Origin of the sequence: Streptomyces sp. RKAG290, from assembly GCF_023701695.1 — a bacterium.
Classification (GTDB): domain Bacteria; phylum Actinomycetota; class Actinomycetes; order Streptomycetales; family Streptomycetaceae; genus Streptomyces.
Genome location: NZ_JAJOZC010000001.1, coordinates 7,817,941 through 7,843,598 on the forward strand (window position 1 = coordinate 7,817,941; position 25,658 = coordinate 7,843,598).

Genomic DNA, 25,658 nt, shown 5'->3' on the forward strand with positions numbered 1-25,658 from the left:
TCAGGCTTTCACTCGCGGGGCAGGGAGCAGCGCGGGCACGCCGAGGGCGAGTAGCGCGGTGTCGTCGTCGAGTCCGTCGCCGAAGCCGGCGAGGAGCCCTGTCAGTGCAGTGATCAGGGCCTGGGGGCCGGCCGGGGGTTGGGCAGCGGCAAAGGCGCGCAGGGCATCGTCGCCGTAAAGCTCGCGCCGGGGCCCGGTGCGGGCTTCGGTCAGGCCGTCGGTGTAGAGCAGGAGCGTGTCCCCGGGCATCAGCTGGGTGCGGGCGGTCGCGAACTGTGCCTCGGGCAGAACCCCGATCAGCATTCCACCCGGGGTGGGCAGGTACTGGGCGGTGCCGTCGGCTCGCTGAACGAGCGCGGAAGGGTGGCCGCCGGAAGCCAAGTGAACAGCGGCGCCGTCCTTGCCGGGCTCAAGGAGACCGTATATGGCGGTGCAGTAGCGGGTGTCGCCGCTGGTGTAGCGCTCGTGGAGCACCGTGTTCAGGGTGGTCAGCACATTGACGGGGTCCTGATCGTGCAGGGCTGCCGCACGCAGGGTGTAGCGGGTCAGCGAGGTGACTGCGGCGGCCTCGGGACCCTTGCCGCACACGTCGCCGAGGAAGAATGCCCACCGGTCCGCTCCCAGGGGGAACAGATCGTAGAAGTCGCCGCCGAGCAGGTCCGGGGAAGCGGTGTGGTAGTACGAGCCGGCTGCCAGCCCCGGAATCGCGGGCAACTCGGCGGGCAGCAGGCTCTGCTGGAGCACGGCGAGGGCTTCTTGGAGTCGCTCACGGTCCGCCTCTGCCTGCCTGTGCGCGGCTTCGGCCGCCTGGCGGCCGCGCAGCAGTTCGGTCTCGTAGGCGCGACGATCGCGGGCGTCGAAGATGCTGGTGCGGATCAGTAGCGGCTCGCCGACGTCGCTGGTCTTCACCTTCGAGGTGACAAGGACGGGCATTCGCTGCTTGCCGGCGGTCTTGATGTCCAGGGCGATGCCGCTGATCTCGCCCTTCATCTGCAACATCGGGGCGAAGTGAGTCTCGTGGTAGAGCTTCCCGCCGACGGTGAGCAGGTCGGTGAACCGCATCCGGCCCACGACCTGGGCCCGCGACAGGCCCAGCCAGTCCAGCAGCGTGGCGTTGATCTTCGCGATGGTGCCGTCCATCAGCGTCGACAGGTAACCGCACGGAGCCTGGTCGTAAAGCTCCTCCGCACTGTCCTCCAGCAGCGAGGTGAACACGGCGTCGGTGGCATCCACGTCCTGCTCCTCACTGGACTCGGGGACGGGTCGGTGCGGCACATCATCGCGAGGCGCCGATGAAGTCAATGATCGCCCCTGCAGTGGCCTGGGGGGCACTGAGCTGCGGGCAGTGCCCCGTCGCGTCCAGAGTGACGAGCCGGCTGCCGGGGATCGCGGCGTGAACGTAGGCGCCGACCTCGCGGGGAGCGATCACGTCCTGCCTGCACTCCAGCACCAGAGTCGGCAACGCGACCGTCTTGAGGTCCTCACGGCTGTCGGACAAGAACGTCGTACGGGCGAAGACCCGGGCCATCTCAGGGTCGGTCGCGCAGAACGAGGCCGTCAGCTCTTGACCAAGTTCCGGCCGCTCCGCGTTGCCCATGATCACCGGAGCCATCGCCGCCGACCAGCCCAAATAGTTCGACTCGAGCGACTCCAGCAGCTCATCGATGTCCTCCGCGCCGAACCCACCTCGGTACCCGTCCTCATCGATATACCGAGGCGATGGCGCCACCATCACCAGACGGGAGAACCGCTCCGGTGCCTCCGCCGCCGCCAGGACGCCGACCATGGCGCTGACCGAATGCCCCACGAACGTCACATCCCGCAGGTCCAGCTCCTGGCAGACATCCAGCACATCACGCGCGTAGCCCGCCAGCGAGCTGTAGCGCTGCTCACTCCACGCCGAAGGCTCAGAGCGGCCCGATCCCACGTAATCGAACAGCACCACCTGGTAGCCCTCGGCCAGCGCGGGCACCACAAGGCGCCACATGTTCTGGTCACAGCCGAACCCATGCGCCAGTAGGAGCACCGGCCCATCGGCACAGCCCGAGACAGTGACGTTGTTCCTGCGACGGATATCCATCCGGGCATTCTCCCATCACTCACACCACCTGATGGGCAGGGGGACTACCGCCTGGGCGTAGTCCTGGTACCGCGGGCTGACCGGTCGGCGTGGCCACGCGAGGAGACGCGGTCGAGGACCACCGCTCGGTCCGAATATCGCTCCTGCCAGCTGAGGGGGCGCCGCAGGCGCGGCTGAAATCGCCTGACCGTGGCCACTCGCTACGGGCACCCACCGCAGCGCCGAACCCGCATACGCCTCGCTGCCCCCACCTGCCAGGTGGCTCCGGTCCCGCCGTCGCAGCGTGAGAACGATCACTCGATGGTTTACCCAGCCGATCGGCGGCGAGAGGAACGTGGCTGGACTCACCGTAGGCCTGTGTGTGGCGACGCCTCATGCCACGAAGCGGCGAAGGTACCGAAGGTTCCCCAGCACCGATGCAATGAGGAGGTTGAGTGCACATATTGGAACGCTCCCGTGAGCGTTCGACCGGGGCGCGAAGTCAGCCTTTAGCGTCGCCCGTTCGGAAGCAGCACCGAGACCAGTGGCTGCACTTCCAGCCTCAGGCGGCATGTAAAACTCTCGTGCCCTAGTCACAATTTCCTGTGCGACCAGAGTCACACAGAACTACCCATAGATTGCGAATCCGTTCTTGTCTGCGCAACCGGTACATTCAGTGACCTCGTCATTGGATACGGCACCTTCAGCCCCTCGCGCGATTACTGCTTGTGCGGGGATGAACAACGCCCCCCAGCAGGGAGGGGTTCGAAGATGACGCCTGCCCTCACCCCGCTGACGGGCCGGGAAATTGCCCTGGTGCGTACGAGTCTGACGGTGGTCGCCCCGGAAGCCACAGAGATGACCGTCTACTTCTATGCCATCCTCTTCGCCCGGTATCCCGAAGTCCGTGGGCTGTTTCCCGAGAACATGGATGTGCAACGCGACCGGCTTCTGCGCGGCCTGCTGCGCATCATCGATCTCGTCGACGACATAGACAACCTCGTGCAATTCTGTTCTCGGCTGGGCCGGGACCACCGCAAGTTCGGTGCCCTCGATGCCCACTACCCGGCTGTGGGAGAATGCCTGGTCGCCTCACTGGCCCGCTATGCGGGGACCGCATGGAATCCCGAAGTCGCCGCTGCCTGGACGCATGCTTACACCGTTGCTGCGCAAGTGATGACCGAAGCCGCCGCCGATGACACCCGCCTGCGCCCGGCATCCTGGGAAGCGCAGATCATCCGCCACGAAGACCGCGGCCATGGCATCGCCGAGATCACCGTGGAGCCCGAACTGCCCTACGCCTACGTGGCCGGACAGTACGTGAGTATGGAAACCCCTTGGCATCCACGCACGTGGCGGCACTACTCACCCGCGCACCCTCCTCGAGCCGACAACACACTCACGTTCCATGTCCGCGCGGTCCACCGTGGTCAGGTCAGTAGCGCGCTGGTTCACCAGGCCGCTCCGGGCACAGGGTGCGGCTCGGACCACCGCTGGGCGACATGACCCTCGCCGCGGCCGGCGACCGGGACTTGCTTTTCGTAGCCGGCGGAACCGGTCTGGCACCGATCCGCGCGCTGCTGGAGGAAGCCGGCGCGCGCCGGATGGACCGCTATGTGGACCTGTTCGTCGGAGCCCGCACCGCCCAGGAGCTGTACGGGCTCGACGACATGCTGCGCTTGTCGCAACGTCACCACTGGCTGACTGTCCGGGCAGCCGTTTCGCACGAGAACATTCCCGGCCAGCAGGGCACACTTCCCCAGGTTCTGCACGAGTTCGGTCCCTGGGACCGGCACGAAGCCTTCCTGTGCGGTCCCCCCGACATGGTCACCACAGCCGTACGCACCCTCCTGCACCAGGGCACACCCCGGGCCCATATCCACCACGACCCGCTCGACACACCCGTCCTCACCGAGCCCCTCACGCCACCCCGACCCGGTCAGGAGATCAACCAGCTGTGACCGACAACGACGCCACCCCCTCCCAGGGAGAGCGCCTGCTGCAGACTCATCTGGGCACCAGCGAACGCGCCGAAGCCTTCTACGACCGGCAGGTCCACCCGCACCTCACCGCGGCCATGCGTGACTTCATCAACCGCCAGACCATGGTGTTTCTCTCCACCGCCGACTCCCGCGGCCACTGCGACGCCACCTTCCGCGCCGGCCCTCCCGGATTCGTCACTGTGCTGGACGACCAGACCTTGGCCTACCCCGAGTACCGCGGAAACGGCGTTCTGGCCAGTGCCGGCAACATCACCGAGAACCCGCACATCGGTTTGCTCTTCATGGATTTCACCCGAGATCACATCGGGCTGCACGTCAACGGCTCCGCCCAACTGCTCGGCGACCAGCAGCTGCGCTCCGTCCACCCCTGGATACCCGTCGATCCCGCCCCGGGGCGGAACCCCGTGTTGTGGACGGTCATCAACCTGCACGAGGCGTACGTGCACTGCTCCAAGAACATTCCCCACCTCGAGCCCGCCCCCGCCCCCTGCGGCTGGCGCGGTCTCGCCCCAAAGACGCCGAGTACTTCACCAACCGGGCCCCGGCACAGACGGACGTCAGTCAAGGCGTGCCGTACGGAGAGGTATCGAGGACCACCATGCCCGCAGACTCATAGCTGAGCCTCAGCAGTTCGAACAGCAACCGCCACGGGGTGCCCACCCTGGGCCTGTTCGCCCGGCAACGACGAGGGTGAGGGCGGCTGGTGGCAGCCGGCCGGGTATCGGCACGCGCAGTCGGGTCAGGTCCGGCCATCACCGCTGTCGGGGCAGTCGATATCGGTGATGGCAATTTCACGCCCCCACGCCATCCCCTCCGCCGGCGCAGGTTGACTTCAGCGGCTAGTGCAGATTCACTAGAACGACGCTGATGCCCATGCACTATGAAGGAGTGCTGCGTCAGTGGACAGCGGGGGTTCCTCCACGGGGAGGGCCTCAAGACTGCGGTGCGCGGGCACGCGCCGCACGTGAGGACGAAGAGGGCGGGACATCGTGACCGTTTACCCGTTCACGTCGTATGTCGTGGTTCGTTCGGGTGTCGGGCGTGTGGCTCTCGCCGGCGAACTCGACCTGGACACCGCCCCCGCGTCCGGGAGGCGGTGACGGCGTGTCTGGCGAAGCAGCCCACGAGCCTTCACCTCGATCTGGCCGACGTCACCTTCTGCGACTGCGCCGGCCTGAGCGCCCTGCTGATGGCACGGTCGACAGTTCTGCGGGCGGGCGTCGGTCTGGTCGTGGAAGGGGTCGGAACGCAGTTGGCACGACTGCTTTTCCTGATCGGAGTCGACGGCATCCTCACCGGGAGGGACACAACTGCGGACGCGGAGCCGGCTCGTGTCCTTCCGGGCAGAGTCACTGGGCATGGTGACGCAGAGGCAGCGACCGCGACGGCGCAGCAACTCCGGGACCTTCTGGCATGATCGTGAGCTCCGCCACCTGCAAGGACGCACCGATGCCTTCACCCTCCCCGCACAGCCGACCGGTCAGGCTCCTGCTGGTCGAGGATCACGACATGGTGGCCGAGGCGATCCGCCTCGCACTGGAGCGCTCATCCGATCTGCAGGTCGTGGGACGCGCGGCGACGGTCGCGTCGGCACTGGCCGACGTCAAGCGATGTGAGCCGGACGTCGTACTGATGGACCGGCGTCTGCCGGACGGTGACGGGGTCGCCGCCATCCCCGACCTGCTGGCACTCGTGCCGGAGGCGCGGATACTCATCCTGGCGGGCGAGGGCAACGGCGCGGTCGCCGCGCGCGTCGCGGAGACCGGCGGAGCCGGCCTGATCCTTAAGGCCCGCGGTCTGAGCGAACTGGAAGACGCCGTGCACAGAGTGGCGGCGGGCGAGATGGTGTTCAGCCAGGACCTGTTGGGCGACGTGCTGGGACGGCTGACCGGCAGATCGCCGGGCCCCGGCGCGAACCTGACGCCGCGGGAGCGGGAGGCTCTCCAGCTGCTGGGTGAAGGCCACACCACCGCAGAGATCAGCGAACAGCTGGGGGTCGCTCTCAACACGGGACGCAACCACGTCCAGCGGGTGCTGGAAAAACTGGGCGCGCGTTCGCAGCTGGAAGCCGTGGCGATCGCGCGACGTGAAGGGCTCCTCAAGTGACGACGCAGCCACGACCGCGGAAGCAGGCGGCCCCGCTGTCCGAAACGGCCTTCACGCTGCTGGTCCAGGGGGTGCTGGACTACGGCATCTTCATGCTCGACCCGCAGGGCTACATCATCAGCTGGAACGCAGGGGCGGAGCGGATCAAGGGTTACAGGGCCACGGACATCCTCGGACAGCACTTTTCGGTCTTCTACCCGCCCGAGGACCAGTCTTCGGGCAAGCCGCAGTGGGAACTGGAGACTGCTGTGGCCGAAGGCAGACTGGAGGACGAGGGCTGGCGGGTCCGCCAGGACGGCTCCCGGTTCTGGGCGAACGTGGTCATCACCGCGCTGTGGGACGAGAAGGGGGTGCTGCAGGGGTTCGGGAAGGTCACCCGCGACATGTCCGAACGACGGGCGGCACAGCAGGCCCTCAGCGAACGACGACGGTTGTTCGATCATCTGGTGCAGGCGCAGGAGACGGAACGACGCCGCATCGCGTGGGACGTCCATGACGACTCCATTCAGGCCATGGTGGCGGTTGCGATGCGGCTGGAACTGATGGCGGAGCGGGTGCCGGAGGCGCACTCCGCGGAACTGTGGCGCCTGGACACGACAGTGCGCGAGGCGATCGCGAGGCTCCGGAGTCTGACCTTCCGGCTGCATCCGCCCGGGATCGACAGGCATGGCCTGGTCGATGGGCTTTCGAGTCACCTGGACGACGTCGTCCGTTCCTCCTGGGGGATGGCCTGCTCGTTCGATTACGAGATCGGCCGTGAGCCCACGGCCGAGACGGCCATCACCATCTTCCGTATCGTCCAGGAAGCCTTGCTGAACGTGAACAAGCATGCGCGTGCGAGCAGAGTCGACGTGCGCGTCACGTCGACTGACGGAGGTCTGCTGACGCATGTCACTGACGACGGAACCGGCGAACCCCGCTCCGAGGACGGCACCCGCGATCATTTCGGCGTCATCGAAATGCGGGAGAGAGCCGAGACGGCAGGAGGATGGTGGTCCATGCACAGCCGCCCCGGGACGGGGACGACGGTCGAATTCTGGGTGCCGAACCCACTTCCTGTACCGGCGTCGGTGCCGACGGGCCAGAAGCCTTGAACATGACCACACCGGGCAGCTCTTCCGGCCCGCCGTTCAGCGTGATCCTGTGCGATGACAACGTGCTGCTTCTGGAGACCCTGAGCGAAGTCGTCCAGTCGCAACCCGATCTGGAAATTGTGGGCACCGCGCGCAACGGCGAGCAGGCGCTTCGGCTCGCAGGGCATCATCAACCGGACCTCGTGCTTCTGGACGTCCGCTTCCCTGGCGGCGGCCCCGCCGTCGCCAGGGACATCGCTCGGTGTTCACCGGCCAGCCGGATCGTGGCGTTCTCCGCGTACGACGACAAGGGATCCGTCGAACAGATGACGAGCGCCGGCGTTCTCGCGTACGTACTCAAGGGCGCGAGCAATCGGGAACTCCTGACAGCACTGCGCCGGGTGGCCAAGCCCCGGTGAAGGCAGCCGCGTCAGAGGCGTCCTGCCCCAGGCAGCTGCCCCCGGCTCACTTCCCGTACCGGACGGGACAGCTGGCCGCCGCCCGTCTTTTACGGAGATCACGCCAGGGTGACCCGCATGCCGCCCGCGGCCAGGACGTCGACGACCTCGGCGAACAGGTCGTACGACTGTTCCTCCAGCATCGGGCGCGGACATCAGCCGGCGGCGGAACGGTGCTCGCGGTTCCACTTCCAATTCCAGAGCGCGGAGAGACGGTGGTCGTGCTCGAAGCCGGGGCGGGAGAGCGGACGGACCCGCTCGATCGCCTCCCCGGTGCGTGGGTCGTCCCGCCGAAGGAGACCATAGGCGGCGTTGAGCCGCGTCCCGAAGTCCTCCTCGTCGAGCAGGGCCACGAGGGCGTCGGCGACCGCCGCCGAACGGTCCACACCGTCCGCGACGGCCTCCGCGGTACGAGCCCGCACACCGGCCACCGGGTCCCGGAGCAGCCCCACGATGACGTCCGTGAACTCGGAGCTGCCGTCGTGAGCCGCGATCAGCGCCCGGCCGGCCATGGCACGCACCCCCCAGTCCTGGTCCCCGGCGAGCACCAGCAGGGCGGCCCGGGCCGCGTCAAGGAGCGGGCGAGGCGTGGCCCAGCCGAGCAGGAGGTCGGGGACCCGGCCACGGACGCGCGGGTCCGGGTGAGCGGCGTGCCGCAGTCCCACGGCCTCCGTTTCCCGGTGCTCTGACTCGCTCAGAACGAAGAGCACCTCGGCAAGGACGCCGGGGTCCACCTCCCCATCGGTCGCCCAGTCGACGAGCAGCTCCGCCGACTCCTTGTCGTAGGAATTCCGCCGGCTCGACGACGTCAGGAGGTAGAAGTGGAGGACGTCGAGGACAAAGCGACGGTGTTCCGGAGCCGGGTGGTAGCGGTGCGCCGTGAGAGCCGACCACGTCTCCTTGCTGCGGCGTTCGCTGAGGACCCACCGGGCGGACGACCAGTCGACATGGTCCGGGTCGCGCTGCGCCACGGCCCTGGCCACCAACTCGTCCACCGACGTCAGGACGCGGAAGGCCCATTCCAGGTCTGTGAGGATCGCGCCGTGCCCGGCGCGGACCGTGAGGGCGCCGAGCCTCAGCTGCGTCACATGACCACGCCCGTCGTCCATCGCCCGAACCTGGCACACGTGGCCGGCGTCGCCCGTCCTGCCCCGGAGCTCTTCCTCCGCACCCCGCTCGTACCAGCGCCGGGCCAGGGCGAGCAGCTGCAACCTTTCGGCCTCCGGGAGGCGCAGCCGGGGCTCGCGGCCCAGCACGGCGGTCACCACCGTTGGAGAGCCGCCGTCAATTGCCCGTACCAGCGGCGTCGTTCCGTCCGGCAGCTTCTGGTCCGGGTCCGCGCCGCCCTCGACAAGGGCCTCCGCGACGCCGGCGTCATAGGCGGCGGCCGCCAGGCACAGCACCGGAAGTCCGTCGTCCATGACCGTGTTCGGGGCCGCTCCCGCTTCCAGCAATGCGGTCACAACCTTCACGTCCCCCCGCCGGACCGCTGCTACGAGCTCCGTACCGTCCATGTCCCGCTGTGCCCCCGTCGCGTATGGCCTGCCGGCCCGACCGCAGGGCTCACCGTCCCGCAGTGAACGCCCCCTCACCCACCGGACCCTGCCGACCGGCGAGCAGATGAGCCCGGCCAAGGCGAGGGTATCCGGCGGGGCTACGCCGAGGCGTCGTCCACAGAGCCGCCGGCGAAGGAGAGCCCGAGTGCACGGGAATTGCCGCACTGATCACGCCTATGGGCTGCCCGGACAGCCCTTAGATCCCCAACAGGCCCGACGGGAACGGTGCTGGAGGACGGCCACTCTCGCGTAGCGGGAAACTTCAGCCCGCGCGGGTGGCGGACGTACCTCGCTCATCGCACCGCCAGGGGCGGGCGGGCCTGCGGGACGCGCCATGCCGGCAGGAGCACTTTCCTCAGCTGGGCGCAGTTCCCCCGCTGCTGCCAAGCGAGTGGTGAAGACTGGACCCATGTCGATCGATGGGGTCGTGCGAGACGTCAATTTCCTCAACGGGGTGGGCACGCTTGCCGGCTCGTTGGGAGTGCCTGCCGGGGGCGCCGAAGGGTCTCCGGGTGTGGTCATGATCGGTGGGTCAGGACCGTCCGACCGGAACAACGACACGTATTTTCCGCCGCTCCGCAGACACTTCCTCAATGCCGGGTTCGCCGTGCTGTCCTTCGACAAGCGTGGCGTTGGTGAATCATCCGGGGATTGGCGCGAGGCGACCATCGAAGATCTGGCGGCTGATGCGACCGTCGCGCTGGACTTCATCCGTTCTCAGCCCGGGGTGCGGGCCGACGCAGTGGGACTGTTCGGTCACAGCGAAGGCGGCTGGGTCGCCCTTTCCGCCGGCACTGCACGGGACGACATCCCTTGGGTGGTCACCAACAGCTGTCCAGGGACGACTCCGGCAATTCAGGAACGGCATGCACTGGCCAACTCCCTGCGGGCAGGAGCGGCCACGCAGCACGACATCGACAACACCCTGCTTCTCTACGACCGTCTCACAGAAGCAGGTCGCCGCGACATCGACTTCATCGAGGCGACACGAATCGTCGACTCCGCCGGCGGGCCGCCCGGATTCGCCTACTACTGGGCGGATATGGACGAACGACTGTGGGAGTTCCTCAAACGCAAGCAGGACCACGACCCGATGCGAGACGTAACGCGCCTGCGCTGTCCACATCTGGCGCTCTTCGGAGGCGCGGACGAACTGGTGCCCGTCGCCGACAGCGTCCGCTTGTTCAGCACCGCGGCTTGCCACCCTGACCGCCACCGTCGCGCAACGCTGACCGTTGAGGTATTCCCCGGAGCTGACCATCGTGTCCAGACCAATGGAAGCGCTCACTTCGCACCCGGATATCTCAGCAGCCTGATCCGATGGATCGAGGACCGGAACCCCTGCCGCTGACGGGGCGGCGGGAGCGGACGGGAAGGGAGTCGGCCCGGGCACGTTTCAGCGCCCAGCCCGGCCCAGCCCCGGGTCCTCAGCCGGTGCGGCCGAAGTCGTCGATCAGCCGCACTCTGTCGTGCAACCCGCGCCGCGCACTGACCGCGCGTTGCAGTGACAAGGGCGGCACCCGGATGTCCCGGTCCCGCCACCGGACCGTCTCCAGGCCGGCGGCGGCGACCAAGCCGAAGTCGGTCGGCTCGGGGAGGTCGGCGGCGGGGCCGACGCCGCCCACCCACTCCACCCGCGCCCCGAGCATCGCCCGCCCCACCAGTCACAGAACCAGTCGGCCGGGGCCACCGGTTCGACGAGCCCGTCGAGCAGCAGGTCACCCACCCGGTGCGCGTGCGGCCCGGAGACCACCAGGTCCAGATCGCCCGGCGTGACGGCGATGCCCCGTACGGCCAGAGCGGCACTGCCGGTCAGCCACCAGTCCACCCCGGCGGGGGCCAACCGCCGGCAGACATCGGCCAGGGCCTCCCGCCACGGCACCGGATCTGCCCCCACGGCCTGCCGCAGCTGCGGCACGATCAAGCGCTGGAAGTTCTCCCAGGCCCGGTCCAGGTGCGTGGTGCCGGCGGGGAAGCTCTTGAACCAGTACCCGTCGCGTTCGGTGAACCCCGCCGGACCCAGCGCGGGGAGCAACGCGTCGGCGACCTCGACGATCCGGAACTCACTGACCGCCCCGCCGTCGTACCGTTGGCAACGCACCACCGGCCCGCTCATGCCGTCCACCCTCTGCCTCCCTCGCGCCCGCCGAACCGACGTCATCCCGAACCTGTGGGAAGGCGTCGCCCCGCTACTTCTGGTTCGTCCGCCTCGGGGCGGGACCGGTATCCCGGGCGGCTGCCCGCCGATGGCCGTGCTGCTCTAGCGGGGCATCGTCTACGTGCTGCGCAAGAGTGTGAGCTGGCGGGACGTTCCCGCGGAGCTGGTGGGCTGCAGTCACGATACGAGCCGACCTCCACCTCCGACTACTCCAACTCGCCTGCAACATAATCTGCTTGAGACGACTCCGGGCCTCGTTCTGAAACGATCGGTAAGCCAGAACCCGAGAACGGGAGTCAGCGCAGCAGACCTTCCACCCGGGAGTCCGTCACGTCCCCGTCCGGTTGAAGCGGGCTACTGAGAAACGGCCGGTGGTGCGAATAGTTCCTGGACGGTCTCGGTGGCCAGGCCGCGCAGCCAGGTGTGCGCGCGGTCGTCGTCGTAGCGCTGGTGCCACAGCAGATACAGGGGTACGCCGGGCAGCGGGAGTGGCGGCAGCAGGGTGACCAGGCCAAGTTGCTCCCGGGCCGTTCGGGTGACCGCGTCAGGGAGGGTGACGACCAGGTCGGAGTCGCGGGCGAGTTGCAGCGCGAAGGCGGCGGTCGGCCCCGCGGCGACGACACGTCGTTCGAGGCCCTGTGCGGTCAGGGCGTCATCGATCGGGTCGCGCAGGTTTCCGCGCCGCGAAACGGTGAGGTGTTCCGTGGCGGCGTAACGCTCAAGGCTCAGAGGTCCTTCGGTGAGCGGGTGGCCCGGACGGACGGCTACGACCAGCCGGTCTTTGCCGACGAGATGGTGGCGGATGTCCGGGATGGCCGGAGCGCTGGAGCTCGATTCGAGGTCGACTTCTCCCCGGCGCAATTCGGCGTCGTCCGTACCGGGTTCGGCGGACAGCCGTAGCCGGACGCCGGGGGCCTGGCGGTGGACCGCCGTGGCCAAGGCGGTGCCGCACGCGGTGGTCAGGGCGTCGTGCCAGCGCACGGTGAACACCCGGTCCAGAGCCGCCAGGTCGAGCTCCTGCTGCGCGGACAGTAGGTGGTGGGCCTGCTGCACGAGGACGTGGACCTGGGCGCGCATGGCCAGAGCGCGGGTGGTGGGGACCATGCTGCGCCCGGTGCGGACCAGGATCTGGTCCCCGGTGGCCTTGCGGATGCGGCCCAGGGAGCGGCTCATCGCCGGCGAGGTGACGTGGAGGCGGGCTGCCGCGCCGGCGACGCTGCCTTCTTCCAGCAGGGCGTCCAGGGCGGTGAGCAGATTCAAATCCAGTTGCATGAGAGTAACTCTATAAGTGACAAGCATGCACTTGCTGTTAATAGTCCGGCGACCTACCTTCGAAGTGCGGGGCAGGACAACCGCCCCCGCTGAAAACCCACTTCGACTGAGCCCAGGGAGACCACCATGAGCACCGCCACGCCTTTCGACGCCGGCAGGACGCTCCTGTCCGACGTGACGGCCGCGGTGACGGCCGCCGGCGCCACGCTGCGCGACCGCCACACCCCGTACGCCCGGGGCGTGAGCCTCGACGAAATCGTGGGCGAGATCCACGCCAACGACGACGCGGTGCTGGACGAACTGCGGGAACCGCTGCTGGCGGCTCGGCCGGGGTCGCAGTGGGCCGAGGACGAGCTGGCCGGCGGCGCGCTCCCGCCCGGCGAGTGGTGGGTCGTCGACCCCGCCGAGGGCAACATCAACCACGTCCACGGCATGGACGACTGGTCCGTCACCGCCACCCTGGTCCGCGACAACCAGCCGGTCCTCACCGTCGTCCATCTCCCGCTGACCGGCGACACCTACACGGCGGTCGCCGGCGGCGGTGCCCACCTCAACGACCGACCCCTGAAGGTCTCCGCCAAGAGCGAGCTCGGCGCCGCGCTCATCGGCACCGGCCAGGCCAAGCCCGGCGAGGACGAGCGCACCTTCCGGCGGATCGGCGACTCCGTCACCGCGATGCTCGTCAACGGACTGGTCGTGCGCGTGTCCGTTCCCGCCACGATGCAACTCATCCACGTCGCCGCCGGGCGCATGGACGCCTTCTGGCAGTTCTCCGACGTCCGCTCCGGCCTCGTCGCCGGCGCCCTGCTGGTCTCCGAGGCCGGAGGCACCGTCACCGACCTCGCGGGCGAACCCTGGAACACCGGCAGCCGCGATTTCCTGGCCTCCGCCCCCGGCATCCACGCCGCCGCCCTCAAGGTCCTCGCACCGATCGCCTGAACGAAGTCTTCCCCTCCTCTCCACCGATACCGCTAGGAGCATCACCACATGACCCACATCGGCATCCTCGGCACGGGCCGCGTCGGAACCACCCTCGCCGGCAAGCTCGCCGCAGCCGGACACCACGTCACCCTCGGCGGCCGCGGCCCCGAAGCCGCCGCCACCCGTGCCCCCGTGCCCTCGCCGCAGATCGCCTTCGCCGACCAGCGCACCACCGCCCGCACCGCAGACATCGTGATCAACGCGACGCCCGGCGACAGCTCTCTGGAGCGCCTCGCCGACCTGCGCGAGGAACTTGTCGGCAAAATCCTCATCGACGTTTCCAACGCCACCACCGATGACGGCGACGGCCTGCCCGGCGACCTGTGCTACCCCGGAAGCAGCCTCGCCGAGAAGCTTCAGACCGCGCTCCCCGACACCCACGTGGTCAAGACCCTCAACACCATGCTTTTCATGGTCATGACCGCTCCCGAAACCCTGTCCACCCCACCGACCGCCTACCTCTCGGGCGATGACGAACACGCGAAGAGGACCGTCACCGCCCTGCTCGGCGACCTGGGCTGGCAGCCCGAACAGGTCGAGGACCTCGGCGGTATCACCACGGCCCGCGCCACCGAGGCCATGATCCTGGTCGTGCCCCACATCCTGCGCCGACACGGCTTCAAGCCCTTCGCGGTCTCCCTCACTCGCTGACCCAGGAAGAGCGGGCTCAGATCAAAACCAGTTACCGGGGGTGAGACGGTAGGGGGACTGGTCGCACCTGGGCATCCTCAAGGGAGCCAAGGGGGCGTTTCCAGCCTGTTTTATGGCTTGTTGGGCGCTTTGCCGAATTTGCTTCTTCTCTCGCTCCTAGCCTGTGATCTGCTGCGGCCGAGTGGCCGCGGAGCGTCGCAGCGCTGGGAGGTATCGGTGTCGGGCACGAGGGCCGGGCCGACGGAGCTGAACCGGTTGGAGCGGCTGCGGAGTCTGGTGCCGGGGCCGTGCGCGCTGGGTACCAGGTGCGCTTCGCGCCTTCTGGCTCCGGTCTGATGCCGAGTCGTCGGTTGCCAGCCACCCCGGAAGACGCATCCACACACCCACCTGGACAGCAAGCGCTGGGGCGAACAGTGCTTCCATCACCTCGTAAGCAAGAGGACCACCATGATCGCTTTGGTCGACCCCCTTTCCAGTGGCGTCTTCCTCTCCTCCGCTCTCAGGGAACGTGGCCAGGACTGCGTACACCTGTACGAGAAACGCTTTTCACGGACGGCCAGAAGCGACGCGAGCGCGCCTGTCCTGATCGCGGGTGAAAACACGGCGGACACGGTAGCCGCACTGCGCCACCGGGGCATCCGGCACGTTGTTCCTGGCAGCGAGTTCGGCGTCGCGTTGGCCCATGACCTTGCAGCAGCCCTGGGTCTGGCGCGCAACGAGGACGAGACGGCCGCCGCGCGGCGGGACAAGGCGCTGATGGGCGAAGCCCTGCGGAGGGCCGGCGTGCCCTGCGCGGGGCAGGCCGCAGTGGGAACGGTGGAGGACCTGACCGGGGCCCTTCGGCGTCTTGGGCTTCCCGTGGTCGTGAAGCCCAGCCACAGCTCCGGCAGCGACGGCTGCAGGGTGTGCTGGACGGAAACAGAGGCGGTGACTCACTTCCTCGACATTCACGAACAGATGAACCTCGTGGGCCTTCCCAACGACAAGATTCTCGTACAGGAGTACTTGCACGGCGAGCAGTACGTGGTGACAACGGTGAGTCTGGACGGCCGGCACGTGGTGTGTGAGGTGACACGAAATGTCATCGCCGAGCTCGACGGCCTTCCGGTGCGCCGGTACAACGTCAGCTGCCCAAGCCTTGGGGCAGCCGAGCGGAAATTGGTGTCCTACACCCTCGACTGCCTGGACGCTCTGGGGATTCGTCATGGCGCAGCCAATGCCGACGTGCGCCTCACCTCTGACGGCCCGCGCCTGATCGAGGTCAATGCGCGCATCCTGGGGCCGGTGCTCCACCCCGATCCGTACTTCGCCGCGTTCGGCAGCAGTCAGCAGCACTTACTGGCAGAGAGCCTCGACGACCCCGCCTCGTTCCGGACCCGCTTCACCGACCCATACGCTCCGCCGCAGGTGATGGGCAAGGCGTTCGTGCGTTGCTGGGAGTCCGGAGTCCTGACTGCGGTCCCGGGCCTGTCATCCGTGCGCCGACTCCCGGGTTTCCACAGCGTGCAGGGACTGCCGTGCGTCGGGGAACCGATCCGGAAGAGCACCCTGACCAAAGGCAGGACAGGGATCGTCTACTTCGTCCATCCCCAGGAACCCGTGGTCCGGCAGTCTCTTGAGGCGCTGAGCAGACTGGAGGACGAAGGGGCCCTCTTTCACGTCACGCCTGCGCCGACGACGGAAAGTGGCTGTACATGAACGACGTATTCTCCACGCTGGCCGCGTGTGATCGCGAGACCACGCAGCAGATTGCGTCAGTGCTGAACTCCCGCAGGCAGGACCCGGATCAGTACCGGATGACGCAGCGATTCCTCAAGGCCGTCGACGTCACCTCCGGACCAGTGCTGGAGATCGGCTGTGGTTCTGGTGAACTTCTCGCCGACCTCTGCGACCGGACGCCTACCGCCCCAGTTGTCGGCATCGACCACAGCGTCGACCTGCTGAGGATGGCCGGCCTCTCGAACGGAACAGCGGGGAACCTCAGGCTTCTGGCAGCCGACGCGCACCGGCTGCCGTTCGCCGCCGAGTCGTTCTCGACGGTCCTCATGTACACATTGCTCAGCCACACTCCGGACATCCGCTCGGTGCTCCAAGAGGCATACAGGGTGTGCCGCCAGGGAGGGCAGATCGCTGTACTGGACGGTGACTACGCATCGACGGACTTCTCACTGGGACCGCACGATCCGCTGAACGCTTGCGTGGCCGCCTGGCGTGCACAGTACGTCGTGAACACGCACGACCTTCGATCCCTCCCGCGATTGCTGGAAGCGGCAGGCTTCCAGCTCATGCAGGCAGGTTCCCATAGCTACACCGCTGCGCACTCGGCCTACGCGTACACCATCATCGACCGAGGCGTGGACACGATGCTCGACAGCGGGACGATCGGCAAAGACCTCGCCCGCTCGCTGAAGGACGAAGCGCGCCGCAGGGCACACGAGGAAGGGTTCCTCGGCAGCATCACTTATCGCTTCGCGCTGGCTTGCAGGCGCCCATCCGCCAGTACAGCGCCCCCGAAAGCCTAGGAGCTGCGCATGCGAATCTGCATTGTGGGCGGGGCACGGCCGCGGCATGTCTCGTCATGGCGCTAGCCCGTGCGCTCGGCTCCCGAACCGTTGACCTCGTGATCGTGGAGCCCTCGGACCAGCTGTGGCGCGGCAGGGCGTATCGAATGGACCGGGACGAGATCGTGGTGAACGCCCCACCCTCCATGATGACGCTGGACCCGAACGATCCGGAGCACGCACAGCGGTGGCTCGCCCGTCGCCACGACGGGGGCTGTGCTCCCGACTCGTGGACGCAGGAAGTCTTCCCTCCGCGGCATGTCTACGGCCGCTACCTCGAGGAAACTCTCTCTCGGACCCTGGACGGCCTGACGGAAGCCGGCTGGCGTGTCAACTGGGTGCGTCGACGCGTCGCGAGTGTCGCGCCCGACGGTGACAAGGCACTGGTCGGACTGGAGGACGGGACCACCGTCCCGTGCGACTACGCAGTGCTGTGCGTCGGAGAACCGTCCGGCTACGACCCCTACGAACTCGCCGGCCACCCTTCCTACATCAGCTGTCCCTATCCCGTGGCATCCACTCTCGACACCGTTCATCCGTCGGCCTCCGTGGCCGTCATCGGCTGCGGGCTCACCGCTGTCGACGTCGTCCTGGGACTGCGCGCCCAAAGACATCAGGGGCAGATCACACTGCTTTCACGGGACGGCATCCTGGCTGCCGTGCGCCGCCCACGACAGGTCGGCCGCCCGACACTGATGACCCCCGAAACCGTCCGGGACCGGCTTGAGCGCTCGTCCTCACCTCTTCGGCTGTCGACGGTGGCCGCTCTGGCCCGGGCAGAAGCACTTCGCGCGGGGGCCACGCCAAAGCAACTCGCCGCCGAGAAGTCCATGGCGGACTGGGGGTTGAGCCGCGTACGCCGACAACTCGCCGACCGGGAACACGTACGGGACGTCGACTGGCTCCAGGTCACCACCTGGGCTCTGATCACCACCGTGCACTATTGGTGGCCGACTCTGCCCCGCACCGATCGGCAGCAGTTCTTCCGCCGCTACCACCGACTGTGGGCCAGCTTCACTTCCCCCATGCCCGCCGCAACGGCCGGCACACTCGTTGGAATGGCCGACAGCGGTCAGTTGCAAGTCCTACGCGGCCTTGAGAAGGTCACGCCCGCGAAGCGGGGGTTCCGGGTCGCGGCACAGCACCACACGGTGGAAGCCGACGTGGTGATCGCCGCTGCAACCGCGGCACCGACGGCACACCCAGCCACGCCACATGAGCTGATGGACTCGCTGATCCGTAACGGGTGTGGACAACGGCACCCGGACGGTGGCTTGCGCGTGCAGCCGGAAACCGGACGGCTGGTCAACCGGATCGGCAGGCCCCAGCGGTCGCTTCTTGCCCTGGGCCACCTCACCAGCGGCACCCACTACTACATGTCCGGCATCCCGATGCTCGTATGGCGCAGCGAAGCAGTCGCCGCGGCGATCGCCGCCGATTCCTCAACCAGCCCAAGCCTGTAAGGGCACCGGCCCTGCCCCGCACACTCCACGTCGGTGCGGTCTACGGGGGAGCCTATCCGTCGCTTGTCCTCTTGAACTTGGAATCAGGCGGCGACGAGCTCCTGCTCGCGTTCCGGCGTTTTGACCTTGGGCTTCTTGTTCGGCAGTGAGAGCCGGAAGACCTTGTGCCACGCGGAGAACACCTGCTTGGGCAGCGGGCCGGTGACGTACTCCAGCTCGTACTTGTCGAACAGCGCGCGCACCTTCACCGCAACCTCGGCGTACCGGTTGCTCGGCAGGTCCGGGAACAGGTGGTGCTCGATCTGGTGCGACAGGTTGCCGGTCATGAAGTGCATGGCCTTGCTGCCGCTGATGTTCGCCGAGCCCATCATCTGGCGCAGGTACCACTGGCCGCGCGTCTCACCCTTGATCGACCGGCGCTCGAAGACCTGTACGCCCTCGGGGAAGTGCCCGCACATGATCACCGAGTGGGACCAGATGTTGCGGACCAGGTTCGCGGTGAACGTGGCGGCGAGCGTGGGGAGGAACGACGGGCCCGACAGCAGCGGGTGGACCACGTAGTCCTTGAGCACCTGCTTGCGGATCTTGCGGCCCACGGCCCTGGCCCGCGCGCGGAACTCCGGGTTCTTGCGTCGGCGCTTGTGCAGGTTCATGCCGAGCTCCAGGTCGTACGCTGCGATGCCGTACTCGAAGAAGCAGGCGTTGAGGAAGTTCCACAGCGGCTGGCCGAGGTGGAACGGGTGCCACTTCTGGTCCTCGTCGACGCGCATGATGCCGTAGCCGAGGTCGTTGTCCTTGCCGATCACGTTGGTGTACGTGTGGTGCAGCTCGTTGTGCGAGTGCTTCCACTGCTCGGACGGCGAGACGTGATCCCACTCCCAGGTGGTGGAGTGGATCTTCGGGTCCCGCATCCAGTCCCACTGGCCGTGCAGGACGTTGTGGCCGATCTCCATGTTGTCCATGATCTTTGCCACGGACAGCCCGGCGGTGCCGAGCAGCCACGCGGGCGGGAAGATCGAGAACAGCAGCACACCCCTGCTGACCAGCTCGAGCTTGCGCTGGGCCGAGATGACCTTTCGGATGTAGGCGGCGTCTTGCTCGCCGCGGCCGGCGATGACCTCGTCACGGATCGCGTCCAGCTCGCGGCCCAGCTCCTCGATCTGCTCCGCGGTCAGGTGGGCGGTGGGGTCGATGGCGGTCAAGGTGCTCCTACCGTTCGATGTCGCAGGGGCCCGCCGCGGCGGACACGCAGGTCTGGATGAGGACGCCCGGCTCGGCCTCGGTGATCTCGCCGGTGCGCAGGTCGCGGACGGCGCCCGCCTTGAGCGGCGTGACGCAGCCGAAGCAGATGCCCATGCGGCACCCGGAGGGCATGAGCACGTCGGCCTCCTCGCCGACGTCCAGCAACGGCGTGGCGCCGTCCGCGTCGACGGTCTTGCCGGTGGTGCTGAACGTGACCTCGCCGCCGTTACCGTCGCCGGCTAGGGCGATGCTGGGGCGGAAGCGTTCGGTGTGCAGGCGCTCCTGTACGCCGTGCTCGGTCCAGTGCTTTTCGGCGGCGTCGAGCAGGCCCGCGGGCCCGCAAGCCCAGGTCTCGCGCTCGGCCCAGTCGGGCACGAGTGCGTCGAGACGGGCGATGTCGAGCATGCCGTCCGTGTCGGTGTGCAGCTCGGTGAGACGCAGCTTCTTGTCCGCGACCAGGTGGTGCAGATCGTCGCGGAAGATCACGTCTTGCGGCTGTGGCGCGGAGTGGACCATGACGACGTCGTCGAACGCGGTGTCGCGCAGCATGCCCATCACGGGCGTGATGCCGCTGCCGGCCGTCAGGTAGAGCACCTTGGCGGGCTTGGCCTCCGGCAGCACGAAGTCCCCGGTCGCCTGGTCGAGCTGGATCAGCGTGCCCGGTTCTGCCCTGCGGACCAGGTGGTTGCTGACCTTGCCGTCCGGGATCGCCTTCACGGTGATCGTGACGCGGCCGTCCCGGCGGTTTGTCGGCGAGGTGATGGAGTAGGCACGCCACAGGCGCACCCCGTCGACGTCGACCCCGATCCGCACATATTGACCGGCTGTGTGGCCGCGCCAGCCCCGTCCGGGCCTGATCACGAGGGTCGCGGCGTCACTCGTCTCGGGGTGCACGGCCTCGATACGCCCACGCAGGTCAGCGCCCGCACGCAGCGGGCTGACCAGGTCGAGGTAGTCCGACGGCAGCAGCGGCGTCGTGACCATCTCCAGCAGTTTCCACGCCCTGCTGCGGAGGGCTGCACTCGTCATGACTCCAGCTTGATGTGCCTCAGGGCGTAAAGTCCTGTCCGTAGGACGTGAATCTGGTCGGCTGAATTGTTCGCAGGGAACAAAAAAATGGGGCATGTAATCCGGAGGGCCACCGTGCTGGCCCTGGATGAGACGACGGTCACCGCACTTCGGGCCGCGCTGAAGAGCACCGCCGACGAGGTCGTCCAGGCGATCATCGACGAGGTCCCTCCCTACGCCAATGCCCTTTCGGGCCGCATGGGCGCCACCATCCGCCGAGCCGTCCGCACCGCTCTGGGGCACTACCTGGACCTCGCGAGCGGGAACGCCACAGGCGGCGACGCCGGTGACGCGGCCTACGAGCTGGGCCGCGGCGAGGTGCGCGACGGCCGTTCGATGGACGCCCTGCTCAGCGCCTACCGCGTCGGCGCCCGCGTGGCCTGGCGGTGGCTGGCAGCGGGTGCGGTACCCGCAGGTCTGCCCGCCGTCGAGGTCGCCAAGTTCGCCGAACTGACCTTCGCCTACATCGACGAGCTCTCGGCCGCGAGCGCCGCGGGCCACGCCGACGAACTGGCCGCCCGGGGCAGGGCCCACGAGCGCCACCTGGAACTCCTGGCCCGTGACCTCCTCGCCGGCGCGAGCCCGGACGTGCTGCTTGCCTCTGTCCAGCGGGCCGGGTGGCAGCCTCCGGTTTCGCTGACCGCGGTCCTGCTGCCCGCCGCCCAGGCCCGGCCTGCCTACCGGGCGCTCGACCCGAGCACCCTCGTCCTCGACGATCTCCCGGACGCGACCGGTGTGCTGCTCGTCCCTGATGCCGACCGATCACATCTCTTGCGGCAGCTGACCGACCGCACCGCCGTGGTCGGCCCGGCCCGGCCGTGGACCCGTGCGTCCGCCTCGTACGCACGAGCCGTACGGGCGCGCTCCCTCTCCTCTGATTTTCGGGACACCGAGGACCACCTGCCCGAGCTGGTGTTGAGTGCCGACGTGGAGGCCTTCGCAGACCTGCGTGCCCGAGCTCTCGCACCGTTGCGGACCCTGCCCGTCGCGACCGCACGGCGGCTGGAGGAGACGTTGCGGGCGTGGCTGCTGCACCAGGGCAGGCGGGACGAGGTGGCGGCGGCGTTGTTCGTCCATCCCCAGACAGTCCGGTACCGGATGTCGCAACTGCGGGAGCTGTTTCCGGATCTCGCATCGCCACACCGGGTGCTTGAACTGACGCTGGCGGTCGGTCTTGGGGTCAGGTGACGTGTACGTCGACCGCCCACGAGCGCGTCCGCGAGCGGTCCAGGAACGGTGCCCCGGGAGGGATGATGGGGATGGAAAGACGGAACATGAGGTCAGGAGTTTCCATGGCGAAGCGGGTTCACCGACCCCGAGAGGACGCGGAGTTCAACTTCATCCTCGGGATGAGCGGAGTTCCGGTCCTCGCATACTTCACCGGGACGTGGCCCAAGGCAGTCGAGCCCTGCCGGGTGATGGACCTCGTCGTGGGTGGCATAGCCGACGAATACACGGGCCGCCTGACGGCCGTCCGCACCGACATCACGCGTTGTCCGGCCGCAACCGAGCGGTACGGCATCACCGGAGCCCCGTCCTACGTCCTGCTGAAGGAGGGAGAGGCGGTGGCGCACGGCACGGGGCCTATGACCATCGCCGAGGTACGGAATTTCCTGGACGGCCACCTCTGAGCGGCCGCTGCGGCCGTGGCCGCGACGCCCGTCACGTCTCGTCTGTGGTTGTTGCTTCGAAGACTGCGGCCGCTGCGCCGCCGGCCTCCAGGTTAAGCTCACCGACATCTGACTAAATCGCGCTCGACTTCTGATCCTGGGCAACACGGACGGGTCAGAACCCGCCTCAGTGAGTCGAAGCCCGGTAGCTCTCATCAAGGCAACTCTGTTGGCACAGAGATCGAAGGCGCCGGACCGCTCATGGCTTGCTACGTGAGTGCAGGGCGAGTGCGCCCACCACCGCGAGCGCACTCGATCCGACCAGCGTGAGCGTGCCTCGGGCGCTGATCACGCGGTAGGGGCCGACGGCCAGTACGGAGCGCCGTGCCTGGATGGACAGCGCACTTGCGGTGCTCTGAATGGACCCCAGTGATACCAGGGACATGGCGGAACCAATCGAGCCGATGGACATCGAGGAGCCGATGGACCCGATGGATAGTGCGCTGCCGACCGAGCCGATGGACAGAACGGATCCCACGGATCCGATGGACAGGAATGAGTCCTTCGACCACAAGGAAAGCGAGGAACCCCCGACCGGGCGGGACGAAGTATTTACCATGTGCGCCATTATCTCGCGAGAGCAGCAAATTCGGCATAGCGGCGACGAGGGTCTCGCCGGTTTCTCGCTGGTGACAGCAGCGTGCTGATTCCAGGACAGCAAGCCTCCCGCACGAGGCGGAACGGCACGCCAACGTCGTCCTTTGGTGGCACCCATTGTGCTCCGGCACAGGATTGAAGTACCCAGAAGCATCCTCAGCTCGCTCCTGCATGCTTCCGCAGACTCGAGACCCCTGTCTCAGTCTGACCGAAGGAACGAGCCGGCACCTGGACAGTAAAGTGCCGACCCGTATCCCACGTCCCTTGCAGCGGGTTCTTGTCGCAGTGGTTGCTCAGCGGTCGGAGTAGCTGAAGTCGCCCATGGTCCAGGCGCTGACGTCGGCGATCGCGACGCGGTACATCCCGCCCGTCTCGGGGATCCCGACGGTGCCTTGCAGGATCCGGGCGACGTGGAAGTGCAGGTGGGTGGGTCCGTCCTTCTTCGCGGGGGAGTCGAAGACGGCGGAGAACCCGCCCAGGCGGGCGGAGTCTCTCAGCACGTCCGACACCCTCTGTCTCCACACTGCTTCGGGAGCCAGTCGGCCGGTGATGACAGCACCACCGGTGACCACGGTCAAGGACATCTGGTTGCTCTGCTCGGACTCCACCACGGCGGCGACGTCAACGAGGAGCTCGTCAGGCTTGGACATGGGGCACATCATATTGCTGACCACCCGGTTCTTGACAGGTGATGAGAGTGGGCACGAAAGCCCGCTCGCGGACAGGGTCGGCCGACCCTGCAGCAGCCGCCGATGACGACAGCGATTTTCAAGAGGCGCCGTTGCCCTGACGGGTACCACCCGCGAGGCTGGCCCACCAACATCACGCCGAGACCGACCACCAGTGCCAGGCTGCCGGTCAGGGTGGCCCATGCCCGGGTGCCGGGGTTGCTGATGACCAGGAAGATGGCCTGCCAGCACAGCGCGAAGGCACCCACCAACTGTCCCCAGCCATAGAGGTGCATTCCAGAAGGACACTCGCATCCACGATTACGGAACGTCACAACCGCGTGATTGCCGGAACGCCGTGCTCGCTTCTCTGTATTGGCGCCACCGTGCCTATCTGCGCGTCCACGCGCTGCTGGAAATCATTGCACTCACACGGCAGCAAGCGCTGAAGTTCAGACGCCGCTCCAGGCGTCGAAGAATGCTTTGCGTCCCGTTGGGTCGTCGAACCTGCGGTCCGCGTGCAGGACGCGCCAGGCGGTGAGTTCGAGGTCGCGGAGCCATAGCTCCCCGATGACCTGAGTTTTGAGGTCGGGGAAGTGGTCGGACTCGGCGAGAGCCTGACCGATTACCTCCGCGGCTGCGACGCGCTGGGGCGGGGTCATCTCGTCGACGGCGGACAGGATCTGTCGGGCCAGCACGACTCCCTCTCCCGCCAGAGAACGCAGCACCGCATTCTTGATGTTAGCGGGCAGCAGGTATGCGGTGCCCGAAGACCGCCACAGCTCCGACCAGAAGCGTTCTCCCGCTTTGGTGGGGGAAGGCAGCGCGGCCAGCAGCCCCAGGAGATGACCGGTGGCCGCGTACCCGTCGGAGTGGGCAGCGGCGACGACGGCGATGCCGGCGACGCCCTGTACATCGAGATCGCCGGCTCCCCGCTGCGGAGGCAGACCCAGTTGGTGTTCCAACTGGCCGACGAGGGGATCGGAAAGGTGGGGGTGGAACTGAGGAAGCATCGGCAATCCTTGCGCCCAGGGGAGCGGAGATGCCCGCTCGGAAGCTCTGAGCGTTCCCATGGGCAGCTGATCTATGCCGCTTCGCGCCCAGTGGGCGGCAGCCACGACCGGCCCGAGGCCACACGGCGTCGCAGGGCTCCAATTCCGCCGACGTTTCCCTGACTGTTTCGAGTCCGACCTTGCTGAAATCTGTCCAGGTGAGATCTTTTAGCATGACTGCATGATCACCGGTGATGCCCAGGAGTCCGGGGAGGGACGAGAAGCCGTGCCGCACGATGCCTCTGAACCCGAATACACGTACGCCGCCGCACCGCGCGGAGAACAGCGTGCGGAGAGGCTGCCTGATGGATCACAGGGGGACGAGGCAGGGAAGGACGCGCGCTCTGTCACCGCCCTGGTGGAGCAGGCGGCCGGCCTGGTCGAACCGATCAAGCCGAGGCTGCGTGGCTGGCTCCATGCAGGAATGGTCCCTGCCTCACTGATCGCAGGCATCGTGCTCATCTGCCTGGCCGGCACCTCGCAGGCTGCCGTGGCTTGCACCGTGTACTCGGTCACCGCCTGGCTGCTGTTCGCAACGAGCGCCGTCTACCACCGTGGCACCTGGGGGCGGCGCGGAGAGGCGGTCCTGCGACGGCTCGACCACGCCAACATCTTCCTGATCATCGCAGGCACCTGCACGCCCCTTGCGGTGGCCCTTCTCCCCACGGACCAGCGGCCCGTGCTGCTGTGGATCGTATGGGCTGGGGCACTGGCCGGCATCGCCTTCCGGGTCCTTTGGGTGGGAGCTCCGCGCTGGCTGTACACCCCGTGTTACCTCGCCCTGGGTGGGCGCCGGTGCGCTATCTGCCCGACTTCCTGCACAACGGCGGAGTCGCCCTCCTCACCCTGGTGGTGGCGGGCGGTCTCCTCTACAGCGCGGGCGCGGTTGTCTACGGCCTGCAGCGCCCCGACCCCTCACCGCGGTGGTTCGGCTTCCACGAGGTGTTCCACGCACTGACCGTGGCAGCCTTCACGGCGCACTACATCGCCATCTCCCTGGCCGTCTACTGACCAGCGACA

General features: G+C 67.7%; 24 protein-coding genes and 3 pseudogenes. 17 read left to right on the forward strand and 10 right to left on the reverse strand.

What is annotated here, in order from left to right:
* Both LNW71_RS34620 and LNW71_RS34625 read right to left on the reverse strand, forming a co-directional pair.
* Positions 1-1,280: pseudogene (locus LNW71_RS34620) on the reverse strand (PP2C family protein-serine/threonine phosphatase).
* Entirely contained in the window at positions 1,277-2,080 is an 804-nt protein-coding gene (locus LNW71_RS34625) for an alpha/beta fold hydrolase (RefSeq protein WP_250971788.1), read from the reverse strand. Before LNW71_RS34625 ends, LNW71_RS34620 begins: the two are co-directional and overlap by 4 nt.
* Positions 2,081-2,830: 750 nt before the next feature.
* Here LNW71_RS34625 and LNW71_RS34630 point away from each other — a divergent pair.
* From LNW71_RS34630 to LNW71_RS34655, 7 genes and pseudogenes are all read left to right on the forward strand, one after another.
* Positions 2,831-3,565 carry a globin domain-containing protein gene (locus LNW71_RS34630; RefSeq protein WP_250971789.1) on the forward strand — a complete coding sequence of 245 codons (735 nt, stop codon included), beginning with the start codon at positions 2,831-2,833 and terminating at the stop codon, positions 3,563-3,565.
* Entirely contained in the window at positions 3,562-4,020 is a 459-nt protein-coding gene (locus LNW71_RS34635; protein ID WP_250971790.1) for a hypothetical protein, read from the forward strand. Before LNW71_RS34630 ends, LNW71_RS34635 begins: the two co-directional genes overlap by 4 nt.
* Positions 4,017-4,678 (forward strand): annotated as a pseudogene (locus LNW71_RS34640) (pyridoxamine 5'-phosphate oxidase family protein). The gene LNW71_RS34635 and the pseudogene LNW71_RS34640 overlap by 4 nt, the downstream one beginning before the upstream one ends.
* A 264-nt stretch (positions 4,679-4,942) precedes the next feature.
* The gene (locus LNW71_RS37155) at positions 4,943-5,479 is read left to right on the forward strand and encodes an STAS domain-containing protein (RefSeq protein WP_374119497.1); all 537 of its coding nucleotides are present in this window, start codon (positions 4,943-4,945) and stop codon (positions 5,477-5,479) included.
* 32 nt (positions 5,480-5,511) lie between these two features.
* Positions 5,512-6,168, forward strand: a complete 657-nt coding sequence (locus LNW71_RS34645) for a response regulator transcription factor (protein ID WP_285802255.1) — start codon at positions 5,512-5,514, stop codon at positions 6,166-6,168.
* The gene (locus tag LNW71_RS34650) at positions 6,165-7,262 is read left to right on the forward strand and encodes a PAS domain S-box protein (protein ID WP_250971793.1); all 1,098 of its coding nucleotides are present in this window, start codon (positions 6,165-6,167) and stop codon (positions 7,260-7,262) included. Before LNW71_RS34645 ends, LNW71_RS34650 begins: the two co-directional genes overlap by 4 nt.
* 2 nt (positions 7,263-7,264) lie before the next feature.
* Entirely contained in the window at positions 7,265-7,660 is a 396-nt protein-coding gene (locus LNW71_RS34655) for a response regulator transcription factor (RefSeq protein ID WP_250971794.1), read from the forward strand.
* 194 nt (positions 7,661-7,854) lie between these two features.
* Here the strand turns inward: LNW71_RS34655 and LNW71_RS34660 are convergent, their stop codons facing one another.
* Positions 7,855-9,213, reverse strand: a complete 1,359-nt coding sequence (locus LNW71_RS34660) for an ankyrin repeat domain-containing protein (protein WP_285802256.1) — start codon at positions 9,211-9,213, stop codon at positions 7,855-7,857.
* Positions 9,214-9,664: 451 nt separating this feature from the next.
* Between LNW71_RS34660 and LNW71_RS34665 the strand changes: the two genes are divergently transcribed.
* Positions 9,665-10,606, forward strand: coding sequence for an alpha/beta fold hydrolase (locus LNW71_RS34665; RefSeq protein WP_250971796.1), 942 nt, complete (start codon positions 9,665-9,667; stop codon positions 10,604-10,606).
* 102 nt (positions 10,607-10,708) lie between these two features.
* Here the strand turns inward: LNW71_RS34665 and LNW71_RS34670 are convergent, their stop codons facing one another.
* Both LNW71_RS34670 and LNW71_RS34675 read right to left on the reverse strand, forming a co-directional pair.
* On the reverse strand, positions 10,709-11,371 hold the full coding sequence (locus tag LNW71_RS34670; RefSeq protein ID WP_250971797.1) for a malonate decarboxylase holo-[acyl-carrier-protein] synthase: 663 nt from the start codon (positions 11,369-11,371) through the stop codon (positions 10,709-10,711).
* Positions 11,372-11,767: 396 nt separating this feature from the next.
* Entirely contained in the window at positions 11,768-12,685 is a 918-nt protein-coding gene (locus LNW71_RS34675) for a LysR family transcriptional regulator (RefSeq protein ID WP_250971798.1), read from the reverse strand.
* Positions 12,686-12,811: 126 nt separating this feature from the next.
* Between LNW71_RS34675 and LNW71_RS34680 the strand changes: the two genes are divergently transcribed.
* From LNW71_RS34680 to LNW71_RS34700, 5 genes are all read left to right on the forward strand, one after another.
* The gene (locus tag LNW71_RS34680; protein WP_250971799.1) at positions 12,812-13,624 is read left to right on the forward strand and encodes an inositol monophosphatase family protein; all 813 of its coding nucleotides are present in this window, start codon (positions 12,812-12,814) and stop codon (positions 13,622-13,624) included.
* Positions 13,625-13,672: 48 nt separating this feature from the next.
* On the forward strand, positions 13,673-14,317 hold the full coding sequence (locus tag LNW71_RS34685; RefSeq protein ID WP_250971800.1) for an NAD(P)-binding domain-containing protein: 645 nt from the start codon (positions 13,673-13,675) through the stop codon (positions 14,315-14,317).
* A 447-nt stretch (positions 14,318-14,764) separates the two neighbouring features.
* On the forward strand, positions 14,765-16,015 hold the full coding sequence (locus tag LNW71_RS34690) for an ATP-grasp domain-containing protein (RefSeq protein ID WP_250971801.1): 1,251 nt from the start codon (positions 14,765-14,767) through the stop codon (positions 16,013-16,015).
* On the forward strand, positions 16,012-16,839 hold the full coding sequence (locus tag LNW71_RS34695) for a methyltransferase domain-containing protein (protein ID WP_250971802.1): 828 nt from the start codon (positions 16,012-16,014) through the stop codon (positions 16,837-16,839). Before LNW71_RS34690 ends, LNW71_RS34695 begins: the two co-directional genes overlap by 4 nt.
* Complete coding sequence (locus tag LNW71_RS34700; protein WP_285802257.1) at positions 16,797-18,341, forward strand: FAD/NAD(P)-binding protein; 1,545 nt, start codon at positions 16,797-16,799, stop codon at positions 18,339-18,341. The genes LNW71_RS34695 and LNW71_RS34700 overlap by 43 nt, the downstream gene beginning before the upstream one ends.
* Before the next feature lie 83 nt (positions 18,342-18,424).
* On the opposite strand, the gene LNW71_RS34705 is transcribed toward LNW71_RS34700, so the two are convergent.
* Positions 18,425-19,543 (reverse strand): acyl-CoA desaturase, encoded by a 1,119-nt coding sequence (locus tag LNW71_RS34705; protein ID WP_250971803.1) that lies wholly within the window; start codon positions 19,541-19,543, stop codon positions 18,425-18,427.
* A gap of 7 nt (positions 19,544-19,550) precedes the next feature.
* A complete protein-coding gene (locus LNW71_RS34710) occupies positions 19,551-20,612 on the reverse strand; it encodes a ferredoxin reductase (RefSeq protein ID WP_250971804.1) in 1,062 nt (353 codons plus the stop codon).
* Positions 20,613-20,699: 87 nt separating this feature from the next.
* Between LNW71_RS34710 and LNW71_RS34715 the strand changes: the two genes are divergently transcribed.
* Positions 20,700-21,839 (forward strand): PucR family transcriptional regulator, encoded by a 1,140-nt coding sequence (locus LNW71_RS34715; RefSeq protein WP_250971805.1) that lies wholly within the window; start codon positions 20,700-20,702, stop codon positions 21,837-21,839.
* Positions 21,840-21,943: 104 nt separating this feature from the next.
* A complete protein-coding gene (locus tag LNW71_RS34720) occupies positions 21,944-22,282 on the forward strand; it encodes a thioredoxin domain-containing protein (RefSeq protein WP_250971806.1) in 339 nt (112 codons plus the stop codon).
* Positions 22,283-22,520: 238 nt separating this feature from the next.
* Here the strand turns inward: LNW71_RS34720 and LNW71_RS34725 are convergent, their stop codons facing one another.
* A complete protein-coding gene (locus LNW71_RS34725; protein WP_250971807.1) occupies positions 22,521-22,799 on the reverse strand; it encodes a hypothetical protein in 279 nt (92 codons plus the stop codon).
* Here LNW71_RS34725 and LNW71_RS34730 point away from each other — a divergent pair.
* Complete coding sequence (locus tag LNW71_RS34730) at positions 22,726-22,968, forward strand: hypothetical protein (protein WP_250972268.1); 243 nt, start codon at positions 22,726-22,728, stop codon at positions 22,966-22,968. The genes LNW71_RS34725 and LNW71_RS34730 overlap by 74 nt on opposite strands.
* A 243-nt stretch (positions 22,969-23,211) precedes the next feature.
* On the opposite strand, the gene LNW71_RS34735 is transcribed toward LNW71_RS34730, so the two are convergent.
* A complete protein-coding gene (locus tag LNW71_RS34735) occupies positions 23,212-23,568 on the reverse strand; it encodes a hypothetical protein (protein WP_250971808.1) in 357 nt (118 codons plus the stop codon).
* Between the two features lie 470 nt (positions 23,569-24,038).
* Entirely contained in the window at positions 24,039-24,599 is a 561-nt protein-coding gene (locus LNW71_RS34740; protein WP_250971809.1) for a hypothetical protein, read from the reverse strand.
* Positions 24,600-24,819: 220 nt separating this feature from the next.
* Between LNW71_RS34740 and LNW71_RS34745 the strand changes: the two are divergent.
* Positions 24,820-25,649: pseudogene (locus LNW71_RS34745) on the forward strand (hemolysin III family protein).
* Positions 25,650-25,658 lie beyond the last annotated feature (9 nt).